This is a genomic window from Sphingobacteriales bacterium, from assembly GCA_016711285.1.
In the GTDB taxonomy this organism is placed as follows: domain Bacteria; phylum Bacteroidota; class Bacteroidia; order Chitinophagales; family UBA2359; genus JADJTG01.
This window is the reverse complement of sequence record JADJTG010000002.1, coordinates 667,709-683,682: the sequence shown is the minus strand read 5'-3', so window position 1 is coordinate 683,682 and position 15,974 is coordinate 667,709. Positions and strand designations below refer to the sequence as shown.

Below are 15,974 nucleotides of genomic sequence, written 5' to 3'. Positions count from 1 at the left end.
TAAAAAATTGCTACTATATCTATGCTACAACGACATCTTGCCCCCGCTTTGCAGCCTTTTCCGCCTTTGCGTTTTCCGTCTTACTCACATTTTTATTTAGACAACGGCATTGAGGTATATGGTATTCCCGCCACTACTTTTCCTTTGTTCAGTATAGAGTTGGTATTTGCGGCGGCGCGGCGGCACGAGTCGGCACCACAGGTGGCTTCTTTTTGCAACAGCCTCCTTGATGACGGCACTGTGCGCTATTCCGCATTTGACATCAGCGAAGCGGTAGAACAATGGGGCTGCCAACTCAGCACCACCGATGGCTACGATTACAGCAGCATTACACTCAACGGATTATCGCAGCATTTTGAGCGCGTATTGCCTCTGTTGCAGCACCTCGTGTGCGAAGCTGTTTTTCCGGAAACGGAGTTGGTGCTGCTCCAAAATAAAGAATTGCAATCGCTGCAAATACGCAAAAGCGACAGTGATTATATTGCTTCTCAATGGCTGCAATCTATGGTATTGGGCGGCAGCACACCCTATGGCTATCTCACCCGCGCCACCGACATCAAAGCCCTGCACCGTGAGCAGCTTCTTCATTTTTACCAAACACACTACACGCCGGCGCGTTGCACTATTTTTGTTGCCGGAGCTGTGCCTGCATACTGGCAGCAACTCCTCAATCAAACTTTCGGCAGCGACAACTGGGGCAAACCCGACCAGCCCGTCTTTGACGAAAAAGCCTACCCGACATACACAAAATATCGCCCGCAGCAAAAACAAAAACACCTTTCCGCCTCGCCGCAATGCTCCATAGTATGGGGTATGCCCACTATTCGCCAGCAGCACCCCGACAGTAATGCACTGTTTTTTGCCAATACCATTTTGGGCGGCTTTTTCGGCTCGCGCCTGATGACGCGCCTACGCGAACAAAAAGGATATACCTACGGAATTTATACGCAAATATCTTATTTCCTGAATGCCGCCTATTGGTCTTTATCGGCAGAAACCGGCAATGCAGTTACGCCGAAAGCCTTAAAAGAAATAAATGTAGTGATACAACGTTTTTTAGATAAACCGCCTCCAAAGAAAGAAATAGAAATGGTGCGCAATTATATTTTAGGCAATAGCTTGCACTGGATAGACGGCGTATTCAACAGCCTGAATACTTTGCGCAACAATGTATTGAACGGCTTTGAACCTACGAATGAGTTGGCGAATTTTGAGTACGATATACAAACCATCAGTGCAAAGCGCATACAAGAGGTGGCGCAACTTTATTTACAGCCTCAAAATATGTCGCAAGTAGTAGTAGGTGGTGTAAAAGATATAACAAATATATGATAAATACAGCTTGTTGAATACGAGTAATATTATTTTTTGATAATTTTGCAAATTGAATACGCCGCCGAAATTTATCAGGATATTTTTTTTTAGATGAAAGTAATAATACGATATAGATGTCGTTTTTAACATTACGATAATGAAACCTGTTTTTTATTTTACCATAATTTTATTGTTGCTGGGCAGTTTTACCGCCTTGCGTGCGCAGCATAGTGCACCTATTTTGCAATGTGTACATAATGTAAGCGGCGGCGGTGTAGAAATTGCCTGGACGGATACCGATAATTGCGGAGCAAATTTTGTGGCTACCCATATTTTTGTCGGCAACGATGCCGCCGGTCCTTTTACCAATGTACAAACCCTGAACGACCCCGCTGTCAATAGTTTTATATGGAGCAACCCTTCGGGCGGTATGGTATATGTTTTTGTTCAAAACGAATGTACCGACAACAACTCCTATCCTTCGGATACCATCAGCAATGCCGAATTGCCGCCGCCGCAAATTATTCGGGTGGAGGTATTGGGTGGCAAATCGGTGGTAGAGTGGGAGCCTGTAGAATTACCCAATGTATTTGGGTATATCATTTATGGCGATGGTCCTGTACCTATCGATACGCTCTACGATCCGGAATCGGGTATTTATCAAGATACCCCCGGTACTCCCAATTTTAATATAGAATCTTATACCGTTTCTACTATTGACAGTTGCCTCAATTCGGGTACATATAATCCCCTGCATTCCAGCATTTATTTTGAAATAGACTTTGATACCTGTACCAATGTGCTCAATATGAGCTGGACAGCGTACAAAGGTTGGGCAGCACAAGAGTATATTGTGTATAAAATAGACCCCTCTAATGGTTTTTCTATTGCTATTGATACCGTAGCCGGCACACAACTCACCTATACTTACACCGCTGACCCCACCGACCCCTATCGCGTATTTAGTATAAAAGCGGTGGGTAGCAGCATCAACGAAACTTCCAACTCCAACAGAGTACCCATTCTCTTTCCTACTTTTGATTTGCCGCAATATATTTATTGCCGCAACGCAACGGTAACAAATGAGGAGGTGAATTTGGAATGGTATGTAGAAGCAGGAGCCACACCCAACCGCCTCATTATCAATCGCGGTACAACGAGCAGCGATTTGGAAAAAATCATCAATTTAGGTTCTTTTCCACTTTCTGCCCAAATTGCCTTTGTGGATAATGGAGCGAATCCGCAGCGCGAGGCTTATTATTATAATATGGTAGCCGAAGATAAGTGCGGCTCTGATATTCTTTCGGAGGAGGTGCGCACTATGTTTTTAACCGGAAATGGTAATTTTGATTACACCAACACGATTTATTGGAATAAATTTGAAATACCACATGGTACTGTTCAGAGCTATCGGGTGTGGCGCGATATTGGTAATGGCTATCAGGCTGCGGGCAATTTAGCTCCCAACGATACCGTTTTTACGGATAATATTTCTGATATTACCCTGCAAGGCGGAGCAGAATTTTGTTATCGTATCGAAGCTATTTTTGAACTCAACCTACCCACGCCACCCGCAGTGAGCGAAGTATTGAGCAGTTTTTCCAATGATTTTTGTATCGGACAAAATTCTCGCATTTTTATGCCCAATGCTTTTCGTCCGAATGGCGGTGTAACACCTGTATTCAAGCCGCTTATTCAGTTTGCCAATTATGATGATTACAGTATGATAGTTTTTAATCGTTGGGGCGAAATTTTGTTCCAAACCTCCAATCCCGACGAAGGGTGGGACGGTACTGCCAATGAGCGCGAAGTGCCTCAAGATGTGTATTCTTATATTGTTCGTATGAAATCGCTCAATGGTTTAGAGTTGGAGCGCAAAGGAACAGTGCTGCTGTTGAGATAAAAAATGCTTTAATTTTATATTCTTTTTACCTTAATATTTTTAATCACAACAACAAAAAAAATCTGAAAATTATGACACCCAGAGAAGATGAATTTGAAGAATACGGTGAAATGGAAGATTTTGATGAGTTTGATAATTTTGGAGAGGAAGATGAAAAATCATGGGACGATGAAGGTGACAACTATGATGATGAATTAGATGAATTGGAAGCCGAAAACGATTACATGACTTGGGGCGAAGAAGAAGATGCAAGCGAAGATGCTGCTATTGATGATGACTTTTAGCTAATTATCACTCGTTCATTTTTTTTACACAGTTTTATTATAATGAAAAACGTTGTCCGTGGATGTGCAATATGGAGCACAGTGAGCGCGGATGGCGTTTTTTTTATGCCATATATCGCCGAAAAATCATAAAAAAATAAAATTCGTGTACACAAATTTTTTAGCCGTATTAAGTCGAACACTACCCTTATTTTCTGTATAAAAGAGGAGTTTTTAATTTTTGATTTAAAAAGTGTTGATATGAGGTTTGGTGGGATTGTTGGAAGATAAATTGCTGCTTAATTAATAAAAAAATAACATATACATTGGGAAAGGTATCGGATATTTTGAGGTACAGACCATTTAAGCAATATTTGGCATATCGTTTATTGATTACATTATCATTTCAGATGCAGAGTGTGGTGGTAGGTTGGCAAATTTATGAAATAACGCAAGATGCCCTTTGGTTGGGAATGATTGGTTTGGCAGAAGTAATTCCTTTTATTGCCGTGAGTTTATTTGCGGGGCATTTTGCCGACATCATCAACCGAAAAAAAATATTGTATGCCTCAGTAGCTGCACTTACTTTGTGTCAGCTGCTGCTATTGATTTTGAGTTTTTTTTCTTCATTTTTAGTTGCAAGCTGGGGCGCACCCGTTTATTTTATCATTGTTATTGTCGGTTTGGCGCGTGCATTTTTAGCACCGGCTCAATTTGGCTATTTGTCGCAGTTAATTCCGCGTGAGCAGTATATTCACGCCACTTCGTGGAATTCCAATTTGTGGCACTTCACATCTATTGCGGGTCCGGCGTTGGGTGGTTTGATATTCGGTTTTTGGGGTGTACGCTGGGCATACGGTTTTTCGTTGGCGGTAGCCTTAGCCTCTTGTTTGATTTTGTGGCAGATGCCCTATTTGCCCGACCCCGAGAGCGAAGCAAAACGCGAAAATGTATTCGACAGCATTGGCAAAGGCTTGCGGTTTGTGTTTGGAACACCTATGATGTTGGGAGCTTTGGCATTGGATTTATTTGCGGTGCTTTTCGGAGGAGCGGTGGCTTTGCTGCCCATTTTTGCGGCAGAAGTATTAAATGTGGGCGCACAGGGTTTGGGATTATTGCGGGCAGCACCGGCGGCGGGTGCATTGCTGATGGCGGTTTGGCTTACTCGACAGCCGCCTTTGGAGCGGTCGGGGCACAAACTGCTGTGGTCGGTGGCGGGTTTTGGCGTGTGTATGATAGCTTTCGCTTTTTCCAAAAATTTTTATATATCCTTCTTTTTACTCCTGTTAAGCGGCGCGTTCGACAATGTAAGTGTAGTGATACGTCAGGCAATTATGCAGTTGATTACACCCGATCACATGCGCGGCAGAGTATCTTCGGTCAATAGTATATTTATTAGCTCTTCAAATGAGTTGGGGCAATTTGAATCGGGTGTAGCTGCCAAATTGTTGGGATTGATACCTTCGGTGATATTTGGCGGAATAATGACCCTGTTGTCGGTGGCGGGCATCGGAGTTTTTAATCCGAAACTTCGGAATTTGGAATTAAAAAACCACCAACAACAGTCGTCATCTGCTTCAAAATAAATTTTCTCCTGAAGCTCTGCTTTGATATTATAAAATGCTGCGCAAATATTCCAATACCAAACGAACACCAAAAGCAGTAGCATTTTTTTGCTTGCCCACCATATTGTCGCCATAGGCAGTTCCGGCAATATCCAAATGCGCCCACGCCTGATGTTGATGGGTAAATACCTCTAAAAATTTGGCAGCTACGATAGCATCTGCCACAGGTTTGAGACTGATATTTTTACATCTGCAATATCAGACTGCAACTCTTCGGCGTAAGCGTCCCAAAGCGGCAAACGCCACAGTCGCTCGCCACTGCGTTCGCCCGCTTGCAGGAGTTGCTGCGCCAGAGTGTCGTTGTTGGTAAATAATCCGGCGGCATTAGTGCCGAGTGCCCGCACGCAAGAGCCGGTGAGTGTAGCCATATCAATCACTACGGCGGGTTTTTCTTCGCGGCAAGCAAAGGCAAGTGCATCTGCCAATACCAAACGCCCTTCGGCATCGGTATCGAGTACTTCTATGGTTTTTCCCGAATAAGAATCAATAACATCACCCGGACGATAGGCTTTGTCGCCGACCATATTTTCGGCGGCAGCCACAACGCCCACTATGTGCAACGGCAATTTCAAAGCAGCACAGGCTTCTACAATGCCCAACACGGCGGCAGCACCTGCCATATCACTGCGCATATAGTGCATATTGGCAGATGGTTTGATAGAAATGCCTCCTGTATCAAAAGTAATACCTTTGCCCACCACTGCTATGGTAGTCAGGGTTTCTTTATCAATACCTTTGGGTTTATAATCCAATACAATCATACAAGGGTCGTTTTCGCTGCCGCGCCCCACTGCCAGCAAAGCGTGAAAACCAACTTTCTTTGCCTCTTTTTTATCATATACTTTTACCTTAAAATTTTGCCTTTTTGCGGCTTCTTCTGCCCATTTTGCAAGTGTTTCGGGTGTTTTATAATTAGAAGGTGTATTTACATAATCATACACTTTGGATAAAATACGCGCCAGCGTATAAGCATTTTCTAAGGTTTCGGGCTTGATGTTGCTGCGCTTGGGCAATATCAAAGAAAAAACGGCGGTGTCGCTGTTCCAAAGAGATTCGGGCAGAGCAGCCGTTTTGTACAGACCAATACGATAAGTACCCAATACCAATCCGCAAATTAAAGCCTCAAGATGTGCGGATAAATCATTTTTCGGAATATTGAGATAAGTGCAGTCAATAACATTTTCTTCGCCGAAATAATGCTTATATTTAAACGACAAACCCTGAAATGCTTTCAGCAAAGACGGCGTATCTTCATTTTTTCCGATACCCAATAATACAATACGCAAAGTTTTGTTTTTTAGCGGATAATACAACAGCAAAACTTCTCCGGCTGCGCCCGAAAAATCTTTTTGCAGATGCGCCCCCACACTACTGTAGCGTGTTGCGAGGTCGTTGAGATGCTGAGATAAAGACTGCTGCGATAAAGGAATAATGACACAATCGCCGTTATATTTGTTGCCGATGGTAAACTGCATAAAATGAAAGTTTTAAAAAAAATAATGACAAGATGTAGTCAAAAGTTTTATTTGTGAAAAACAATATATTATTGAGCAAAGGTATGAAAATAGCTCATCTTTTAATATGATACAACTATACGCTTATCAAATTCGTAAATTTTATTGATTGGATATTTTTTCGAAGATAAAACAGTTGAAAATATATTTCCATAAAAATTAAAATACAATATTGTACTTTCGCATCAAAACATATATACAATAAAATGGGACTTTTAAGCAAAATTTCTACCAAACCCGACAGCAATATTAAGGCACAAAAAGAAACGCTGGAAGAGCAGGCTGAGGAGCTGAAAGATGAATTGTCGGAGTTGCAAAATAAAATGTTTGCCCAGCAGCAACGCGCTTTGTTGGTGATACTGCAAGGTATGGATGCCAGTGGCAAAGATGGTGTAGTGCGCAAAGCATTTGGCAAAGTAAATCCGGCGGGTTGTGTGGTACAGTCTTTCAAACGCCCCACAGATATTGAAATGGCACACGATTTTTTGTGGCGTGTGCATCAGGTTGTTCCGGCGAAAGGGTATATCGGTATTTTTAATCGCTCCCACTACGAAGATGTATTGGTGCAGCGTGTGCATAAATGGGTAGATATGGATACGGTGCGCCGCCGTTTTGAGCACATCAACCATTTTGAGCAACTGCTTGAGGACAACGGAACGAAGGTGCTGAAGTTTTATATGCACATATCCAAAGACGAACAACTCAAACGCTTGCAGGAACGTCTCGACAAACCCGAAAAACGCTGGAAGCACAATGAAGGCGACTGGAAAGAGCGCGAATTTTGGAGCGATTATATGGAGGCGTATGAAGATGTTTTTGAACATTGCAGCCCCGCACTGCCCTGGTATATCGTGCCTTCCGATGACAACTGGTACAAAGAATTTACGGTACTGAAAACAGTAGTAGAAACCCTGCGCACGATGGATTTGGCATATCCGCAGGGGTAGGGGAATAATTGAGTCTTATTCACGACATCTAAATAAATAACCAAGCTCCCAAACACTGAGCAATAATTATTCGTAAAACATTTATTTTATTTTTATTAGTTTTAGATAGTGAATTTTATCCATATTGCGCAAGAGCAGAACATAATAACCCGCCGGAATATCTCCTATATGCAAAGATGTTTCTGTAGATAGACCGGATTGCAGTATTAAATCTCCTGTAGCCGAAAATAGGCGTACTTCATCATAAGGTTGTACTTGCTCTATACCTTTTATATATACTATATCCTGTGCAGGGTTGGGTATTATATAGGGTCTGACGCTCGGGGTCGGCATCATTGCACTTTTTTTGCCGCCTTCATCTCTGCTCCAATCAGAAAAATTATTCCATACATCTTGAACTACGATGGGTTGATCGGGCAAATTTGTAATACCTGAAGCAATATTAATTTGTCCGATAATCGGAATCGTAAAACAATCAATACCTTGTATAAAGGAAACATATACAGGTACAGCAGCACTTTCAATGCTATCAATGATTTGTGTTACATAATACATACCTCCCGTAGGCGGCGAAAAACTATTTCCGCTTCCTGTTAAATTTTGCAAATCACCGTCGCTATACCAATTCAGGTAAGTATCAAAAGTAATAGTATCGTTGGGGCATATAGAGTAGGTTTCAAATAAAAAAGGTGCGGGAACATAATCAAATGTAATATTCTCAATCGGACAACCCGAAGAGCGGCTGATATAAATAGTTACCTGTCCGGTAGAATCCGGCAGTGCATATACTTTATAGGGAGGTGGAGCATAATACGGAGAAGAAGATATATATATATCGTTTATTTTTACCCAATAGCTCACCTGTTCCGTAGTATCGCTTTGCATAATATGCAGCATATTGTCGGCATCAACAAAATAAGAAACAGTTTGTGGAGGGCGTACATCTATTTGTACTTCTGATGCCGCAGTTTCAGTTCCGGTAGCATTATTTACTTTGGTTACATAGTAAATACCTGAATTGATAGCCGTAAAAGTATTGCCTTCGCTTATAAGCTGATTCAGGGTAGAATCGCTGTACCAGCGCAACACTTCGGGAAAAACAAGTGTGTCTGGTTCACATAAATTAAAAATAGTACTGCTGCCAAAAGCCGGCAATGGTGTTCCCACTGAAAAACTCGCGGAGGGGCTTTTAATATCGTCAATATAGCCAAGATTATTGCCATTGATGCTGAGGGTATAATCTCCAACGGGTAAAACACCTAAATCTAAATTTTTGTTGAGCGGCTGATGAAATACAACCGTATCTAAAGCTGTATTTAAAAATATGGAAAAATGATGTTGTTCTTCATAATAATCTACCGTCATATCTGTAACACGGCAATTATTCAGATAGCCATTGATATTGAATACGGCATTTTTGCCTGTTTCAACAGTATGCGTTTGTACTTTGGATATAGAAACCCCATTATTTGGCAAACCGCAATTCACATCATAACGAGTAAGTTTTTTGTCATTAATATGAAGGAAAAAGTGCGGAAGTTCATAAAAGTTAAAATATGTAGGACAAGTCCAATTTTGATTTGGATAATAGGTCGTTTGCGATTGTATAAATTCACATTTTTTATTACCTGTATAATCATATAAAGAGGTAAAGATATTAGAAGAATTATTCGTAAATTTTGTAAGTAGTCCCCCGATATTGCTATGTCCTGCTACATGATACCCATTATCATTAGTATAGCCGTAACTTTCTTCATACACACCCGCTACATATAAAATTAACAGTTGATTTTGATCATATAAATATCCAGTTCTGTCATAATATTTATGGCTGTTGTTTCCATATACTCCTCCCATTCCCGTACTTACAGTTGTTATTTGCATAGATCCTTTTCCTACATAATACTTGGAAAAATTATACATATAGTCAAGTTGTATCCAAAGGATATTTCCCCATTTGTCGTATTTCATGGTAAGTCCCATATTATTAAAATTTCCATGTACAATAGCTCCGCCATCGCTCGTGGATTGTAAACTACTATATTTGGTGGTAGTGGCATCTACTTTGTTCCAAAGTAAATTTCCGGTGTCATCGTATTTTTTGATAACTCCGTGATTGCCCATATTATAGATTTCAAAATAGCCACCGCCTATTGCGGCACTTCCGGTATTTGCAACTGCGGGTTTAGGGGTTTCAAAATTATTTACAATATTGCCGTTGGTATCAATTTCGTGCCATACATAATGTGTGCTGTCGGCGGTGGCGGCTTTGAGCAGTAAATTTCCGTTTTCGTTCCATTGCATGGCAGCCCAGTGTTTTTGTAACAACAAGCTGTCGGCGAGCGATAATTCCCATACCAAAGTACCGCTGCCGTTGATTTTTCCTATCCACCACTTGCGAATAGTATTATGGGTTTGTAAAAGTCCGACTACAAGATGTTGGTCGGGTGTTTCGAGTACCTGTATAGGCTCTTGTGGGAGGGTTTCATTGCCAATAGGAGTTTGCCACAAAATTTGAGCATATACATTAAAAGAAGTAAGAACGCCTATCAAAAGGCTGATTAATAAATTTTTCATAGGAAAAGTGGTCGTTTTATATAATGATGCTTACAAATTTAGCATATTTATGATAAAATTGTACAAACATTACTAAATTTATTTGTTTTTATTTAAAACACGATAATGGCAGATGAATTACAGCATATCGGTATCATTCTACAATAGGTAATAAAATCCATTAAATATATTTAATATTTCCCTCTTTATCCTTAAACTTTTTTGTCTGTGCTTTATCCAATACCTACAACTTTTGCAGAACAAGGCAAAGGTTTATTTGTTACCAAAGCAAAAATATTTTCGGCAATAATATGAAAATGAAACATCGCATCAGTATTTGGGCAAGTATTGCTCTATGGGCAAGTGCAGGCTTGCAGGCTCAATCGTTTATAGATGCCGCTACTTTGGCACAAACTACAGCTTCGGGCGGTACGGCACGCAGCAATGGTTTGGCGGGAGCAACAGCGGCATTGAGTTCCGATTTTTCGGTCGTCTCCAACAATCCCGCCGGCATTGCGGGTTATCGTAAGTCGGAGCTTACTTTTACGCCATCTTTGTATTTTTCCGACAACGAAACCGTACTCCTCAATCAAGTAAACAATGACGGTAAAGTAAATTTTAATATCGGCAATTTCGGCATTGTATTATCCGACCGCCGCACGGGAAAAAACTGGACAACCGCCAATTTCGCTTTAGGGTTCAATCGTTTAGCCAATTTTCACGACCAATTTTATATTTCGGGCTACAACGAAGAAAACTCCCTCACCGACTACTACGCCGAGCAAGCTGCCGGTATCAGCGAAACCGATTTGGAGTCGCTGGCAAATTTTGACGTAAATGGTGCTTATCAAACCTTCCTCATCAATCCCATTGCTGCCGGTGCTACCGAATATGCGGGGGCGGCACAAAACGGCAACGTACTGCAAAAAGAGTTGGTGCGCACCAAAGGCAGCGTGAGCGAACTCAATATCGGTTTGGGCGGTTTGTACAAAGATCGTTTGAGTTTGGGAGCTTCGCTGAATGTTCCCATCATCAACTACAAAATACAGAAAGATTATTCAGAACAGGACAGCGAAAACAAACACAGTAATTTTGATAACCTGAACCTCGACGAAAGTGTAAAAACCAATGGTGCGGGTATCAATTTAAAAGTCGGCGCGAATTATTATTTGGCTGATTTTGTACGTGTGGGCGTAGCAGTTCATTCGCCTACTTTTTATTCCGTTGATGAAGAATACACCACTTCGTTGCAAGCCGCCGCCGCCAACGAAAACGGCGAAATAGCATCGCGCAGTTACGATGCACCCTTCGGCACCTACAGCTACGACATTCGCACTCCGGCGCGTTTGGTGGGCGGCGTGGCACTTTTTTACAAAGACAAAGGATTTTTGAGTGCCGATTACGAATATATCAACTACGCCAAAACCAAATACAGTTCTTCGTCTGATTTTTCTTTAGATGCTTCTTATTTTTCCGACCTAAACAGCAGTATCAAAAGCAATTTGCAGGCAGCTTCCAACATTCGTATCGGCGGCGAGTTGGCTTTGGATAATTTGCGTTTGCGTGCCGGATACGCCCTATATGGCAGCCCTTTTAAAGCGGAAGGCTCGACTTCGGAGCGCAGCATTTACAGTGCGGGCTTCGGTTTTCGCGGCGACAACGTGTTTTTGATTTAGGCTATCAGTACGGAACAAAAAGCGCAGCCTACAACTCCTACACTTTGCGCAGCGAAGATACCACTTCGGCACAAATACAGCAAAACACTTCTAATTTCACCTTTACAATAGGCCCTCGTTTTTAATAGTTTTTTATTAAAAACAAAAAGTATCAAAAAAGCCTCTGACCATAACAGGTCAGAGGCTATTTATTTTTTTTATAACGTATTTATAACTAAATTGGCTTGTATAACTTCGCTACACACGCACATCGCTAAATTTGTTGTTTTTAGTATAAAAAAATATTAAGTAAGAATCATAAGTTAGTTTAAATAAAAAAATATTTATAACTAATTATTATTTAATGTTTTAAGTGAATAAAAAATTGAATTTTAGTATAAAAAAGATATATTTTTACATAAAAAAACACATTTTTTGATTTTTATTTTCAAAAAATACCCTTATATTTTTGTACATTGAAGATAGTTGTATTTTATCGAATTTGAGTCTTTGTTTTATAAATAAAATAAAAGACATCAGATGTCCAAATAAAACCATTTTTTTATCTAATGAAGTCACACTTATTCTCACTGCGTCATGGCACTTGGGGCTTTTATTCATCATATATTATCCTTTGTATAGGGCTGTTGTTGCGTGCCATACCTGCGGCGGCACAGCTTTGTACCGTTACAAATACGGCGGATTCTTTGGAGTTGATAAAATTGTACAACGCCACCGATGGCGATAATTGGGTCAATCATCAAAACTGGAACACCTCCGCACCTTTGGGTACTTGGTATGGTGTGATGGTGGACTTGCCGGAGGGCGAGTGCCGTGTGGTGGCTTTGAATTTGGGCAATAATAATTTGAACGGTTATATACCTGAACTCAATTTGCCTTATTTAAAAATATTGAACCTGCAAAATAACGACCTAAGCGGTGCTTTGCCCACTTGTACCGCTATGCAAAATCTGGAATATTTGAGTTTGCAAAATAATGAACTGAGTGGTACTATACCTGCTTTTGAAGGACTGACGCAACTAAAAAATTGCCAGCTTTATAATAATCAATTAAGCGGTGACGTGCCGGATTTTCAGGATTTGGCGGCACTGAAAATATTATATCTTCACGAAAATAATCTAAATGATAGTATTCCCGATTTTTCGGCTTTGCCCAATTTGGAGCAATTGAATCTGAGCTACAACAATTTGGAAGGTTCTGTTCCTGATTTTTCGACTTTGCCCAATCTGGAACAACTCGATCTTTCACACAATTATCTGCAAGATACCATTCCTGATTTTTCGGCTTTGCCCAATTTGGAGCAACTCCGCCTGATGGATAACTTTTTGAGTGGCGACATTCCCGACTTTTCCGGTATGCCGCAAATGCGTATTTTTCGTGTTGCCGGTAATTTATTGAGTGGCGACATTCCCGACTTTTTCGGTATGCCCCTGCTTGAAGAGCTGGATTTGTGCCATAATAATTTAAGCGGCACTATTCCCGATTTTTCAAATTTGTCAAAAGTTAATTTGTGCTTATTCAATGACAATAGTTTAAGCGGCAGTGTACCGAACTTCAGCAATATGCCCTTGCTCTATGCGCTGCATGTACACAATAACCAACTTTCGGGCATTTTTCCTTCCTTCACTGCCACGCCTTTGCTGAAAGCATTGCAAGTGTGCCCCAATGATTTTTCAGCCCCTTTGCCGTCTTTTGCTGCCTGTCCGCTTTTGAACATATACGAAGTGGACATGTCGTGTTTTGCGCCCTGCGAAAAAGTGATAGAAAGCGACTCGCTGGCATTGGTGGATTTGTACAACAGCACCAACGGCACTGCGTGGTTCAATGCCGACAAATGGCTCACAGCAGCGGCGATAATTGAGTGGCCCGGTATTACGCTCACCTCAGACCAATGTTTTGTAAAAGAAATTAACTTGGCTTATAATCATTTGAGCGGCACTTTGCCCGAATTGAATTTGCCTAAATTGGAGCGTTTTCTGATTGACCACAACGAAGTAAGCGGCTCTTTACCGCTTTTTGAAAACAGCCTTTATTTAAACGAAATCCGCTTAGACGGCAACCAGTTCAGTGGCAATATTCCCGATTATACGCATTTGACATATCTGTATTATTTGCGTTTGAACAATAATCAGTTGAGCGGCACGATACCGATGTTTTCGGATATGCCCTATTTAACGGCATTGCATTTGCAGGAAAACCAACTTAGCGGTTTGATACCCGATTTTGATAATCTGCCGCAGTTGTACGAATTATTGGTGTGTCCGGGCAATCAGTTAGAAGCCCCCCTTCCGCCTTTGAGCGGCTGTCCGAATTTGGAGATTTTTGACCATAGCTGTATCAACAGCAGCCGCATCAGCGGAACAGTATATTTTGACGAAAACAAAAACTGTATTTATGATGCCGGAGAAATGCCGCTTTCGTATGCGATGCTCACTTTCAACGAAGGGGCTTCTTATACGCTCACCGATGCCGCCGGCTACTACGAATTAGGAGCAGATACGGGTACGGTGCAAGTGCGTTTGTTGCCTTTCAATGCCCACTGGACTGCCACTTGCAACAATCCTTTTGTAGTAGATATAGAAAATTACGACCAAAATATAGATAATGTCAATTTTGGTATGCAGGCAGTAGATACCTGCGCTTATCCGGTGATTGATATATCAACACCGCTATTGCGAAACTGTGTGCCTGCCACTTATCAAGTACAATACATCAATCAGGGTACGGAAGCGATGGGCAACACACAAATCATAGTATCTTTTTCTTCTCAGATAGAAGTATTGTCGGCGAGTGTGCCTTATGTTCAGGGCGGCTCTGCACAGGAATCTATTGTTCCGGTGCCTGCTTATAATGTTTATACTTTTTATGTGCCGACATTGCAGGTGGGCGAAAGCACCGTTTTTGATATTAATACCTTAGTTCAGTGCAATTCGCAACTCACGGGTGCTACCGCTTGTGCAACCGCCGAAGTTATATGCGAAAATGTATGTCCCTTGCAGGGAAGCTCCGACTGGGACGGCTCCGATTTGCGCATTACAGGCGACTGTGCAGATAGTACTTTTACACTAAAAATCAACAATATAGGAGAAGCAGCGATGGAAGATACCACCACTATCGCCATTTATGAAGACGATATTTTGGCAACGGGGATTCTGGTGGTAAATCCTTTGGATAGCGGCGGCGAATGGGAATGGAATGATACCATTTCGGCAGGAAAAACGCTGCGGGCGGTGCTGCTCCAACGCCCCGGACACCCTTTTGAATACGACAACCCGCAGATTGTTCTTGAAAATTGCATAGTTGCTAACGCTGCTGTTTTGCCTTCGCTGGGATATGTACTCACACAATCGGAAGAAGATACGCGCCCTTTTGTAGAAACCGAATGTTACGAATTGGTGGATTCTTTTGACCCCAACGATAAAAGTGCCGCACCCAAAGGTATTGGTGAACATTACGATATACTGCCCAACGATGATTTGAGGTATCATATTCGTTTTCAGAATACCGGCACTGCCCCCGCTTTGAAGGTAGTGATACGAGATACTTTGGATATTGCGCATTTGGACATCAGTACTTTACAGCGCGGGGCGGCGAGTCACGCTTATACTTTGCAAATAGAAGACAACAATATATTGGTATTTACTTTTGATAATATCAATTTGCCGCCTCTCAGCGAAAACGAAGCAGCGAGTCAGGGATATGTGAATTTTAGGATTGCTCAGCAAAGCAGCAATATGTGGGGCAATGTGATAAACAACGAAGCTGCTATTTATTTTGATTACAACGAACCGGTCATCACCAACAACCTATACCATACCTTAGCCGACCGAGTAAAAGCTCCTAAAGATGTTATCGGTTTTGAAGCCATCAACGCCCCTGATTTATTCCAAATTTCGCCCAATCCCGCCAGCGATTTCATCACGCTCAACAGCAGTGAAACAATAGAAAGCGTAGAAATTTACGATACGGCGGGTCGCTTACGTTTAGCACAAAAAGGCATTGGTAATCAGATAGATGTGCGGCACTTGGCGAGTGGAAGTTATTTTGTAAAAGCACAAATTCAAGGAAAAAACTATATCCATCACTTCACAAAACACTAAAACTATGAGAACGATTTTTATTTTTTTGGCGATAGAATTGCGTAAAAATAAAAGCCGTAATATATAAGTTTTAAAA

Annotated in this window: 10 protein-coding genes; 7 read left to right on the top strand and 3 right to left on the bottom strand. The window is 41.5% G+C overall.

Translation table 11 applies throughout. The features are described from left to right. The first annotated feature begins 21 nt into the window (after positions 1-21). The 4 genes from IPL35_03160 (at position 22) to IPL35_03145 (ending at position 5,066) form a co-directional block, all read left to right on the top strand. Positions 22-1,332, top strand: coding sequence for an insulinase family protein (locus IPL35_03160; GenBank protein MBK8442461.1), 1,311 nt, complete (start codon positions 22-24; stop codon positions 1,330-1,332). 139 nt (positions 1,333-1,471) lie between these two features. Then, complete coding sequence (locus tag IPL35_03155; protein MBK8442460.1) at positions 1,472-3,217, top strand: gliding motility-associated C-terminal domain-containing protein; 1,746 nt, start codon at positions 1,472-1,474, stop codon at positions 3,215-3,217. A gap of 71 nt (positions 3,218-3,288) precedes the next feature. Then, entirely contained in the window at positions 3,289-3,501 is a 213-nt protein-coding gene (locus tag IPL35_03150; protein MBK8442459.1) for a hypothetical protein, read from the top strand. A 389-nt stretch (positions 3,502-3,890) separates the two neighbouring features. Then, complete coding sequence (locus IPL35_03145) at positions 3,891-5,066, top strand: MFS transporter (protein MBK8442458.1); 1,176 nt, start codon at positions 3,891-3,893, stop codon at positions 5,064-5,066. 27 nt (positions 5,067-5,093) lie between these two features. On the opposite strand, the gene IPL35_03140 is transcribed toward IPL35_03145, so the two are convergent. Beyond that, the gene (locus IPL35_03140; GenBank protein ID MBK8442457.1) at positions 5,094-5,270 is read right to left on the bottom strand and encodes a hypothetical protein; all 177 of its coding nucleotides are present in this window, start codon (positions 5,268-5,270) and stop codon (positions 5,094-5,096) included. Next, positions 5,252-6,580: a leucyl aminopeptidase gene (locus tag IPL35_03135; protein MBK8442456.1), complete on the bottom strand. Its 1,329-nt coding sequence runs from the start codon at positions 6,578-6,580 to the stop codon at positions 5,252-5,254. The genes IPL35_03140 and IPL35_03135 overlap by 19 nt, the downstream gene beginning before the upstream one ends. 245 nt (positions 6,581-6,825) lie before the next feature. Between IPL35_03135 and IPL35_03130 the strand changes: the two genes are divergently transcribed. Continuing rightward, entirely contained in the window at positions 6,826-7,566 is a 741-nt protein-coding gene (locus tag IPL35_03130) for a polyphosphate kinase (protein MBK8442455.1), read from the top strand. 81 nt (positions 7,567-7,647) lie between these two features. Here the strand turns inward: IPL35_03130 and IPL35_03125 are convergent, their stop codons facing one another. Further along, entirely contained in the window at positions 7,648-10,143 is a 2,496-nt protein-coding gene (locus IPL35_03125; protein ID MBK8442454.1) for a T9SS type A sorting domain-containing protein, read from the bottom strand. Between the two features lie 290 nt (positions 10,144-10,433). Here IPL35_03125 and IPL35_03120 point away from each other — a divergent pair, with 290 nt between their 5' ends. Together IPL35_03120 and IPL35_03115 are read left to right on the top strand one after the other, a co-directional pair. Beyond that, positions 10,434-11,798 (top strand): outer membrane protein transport protein, encoded by a 1,365-nt coding sequence (locus IPL35_03120; GenBank protein ID MBK8442453.1) that lies wholly within the window; start codon positions 10,434-10,436, stop codon positions 11,796-11,798. Between the two features lie 548 nt (positions 11,799-12,346). Continuing rightward, on the top strand, positions 12,347-15,898 hold the full coding sequence (locus tag IPL35_03115) for a leucine-rich repeat domain-containing protein (GenBank protein ID MBK8442452.1): 3,552 nt from the start codon (positions 12,347-12,349) through the stop codon (positions 15,896-15,898). Positions 15,899-15,974 lie beyond the last annotated feature (76 nt).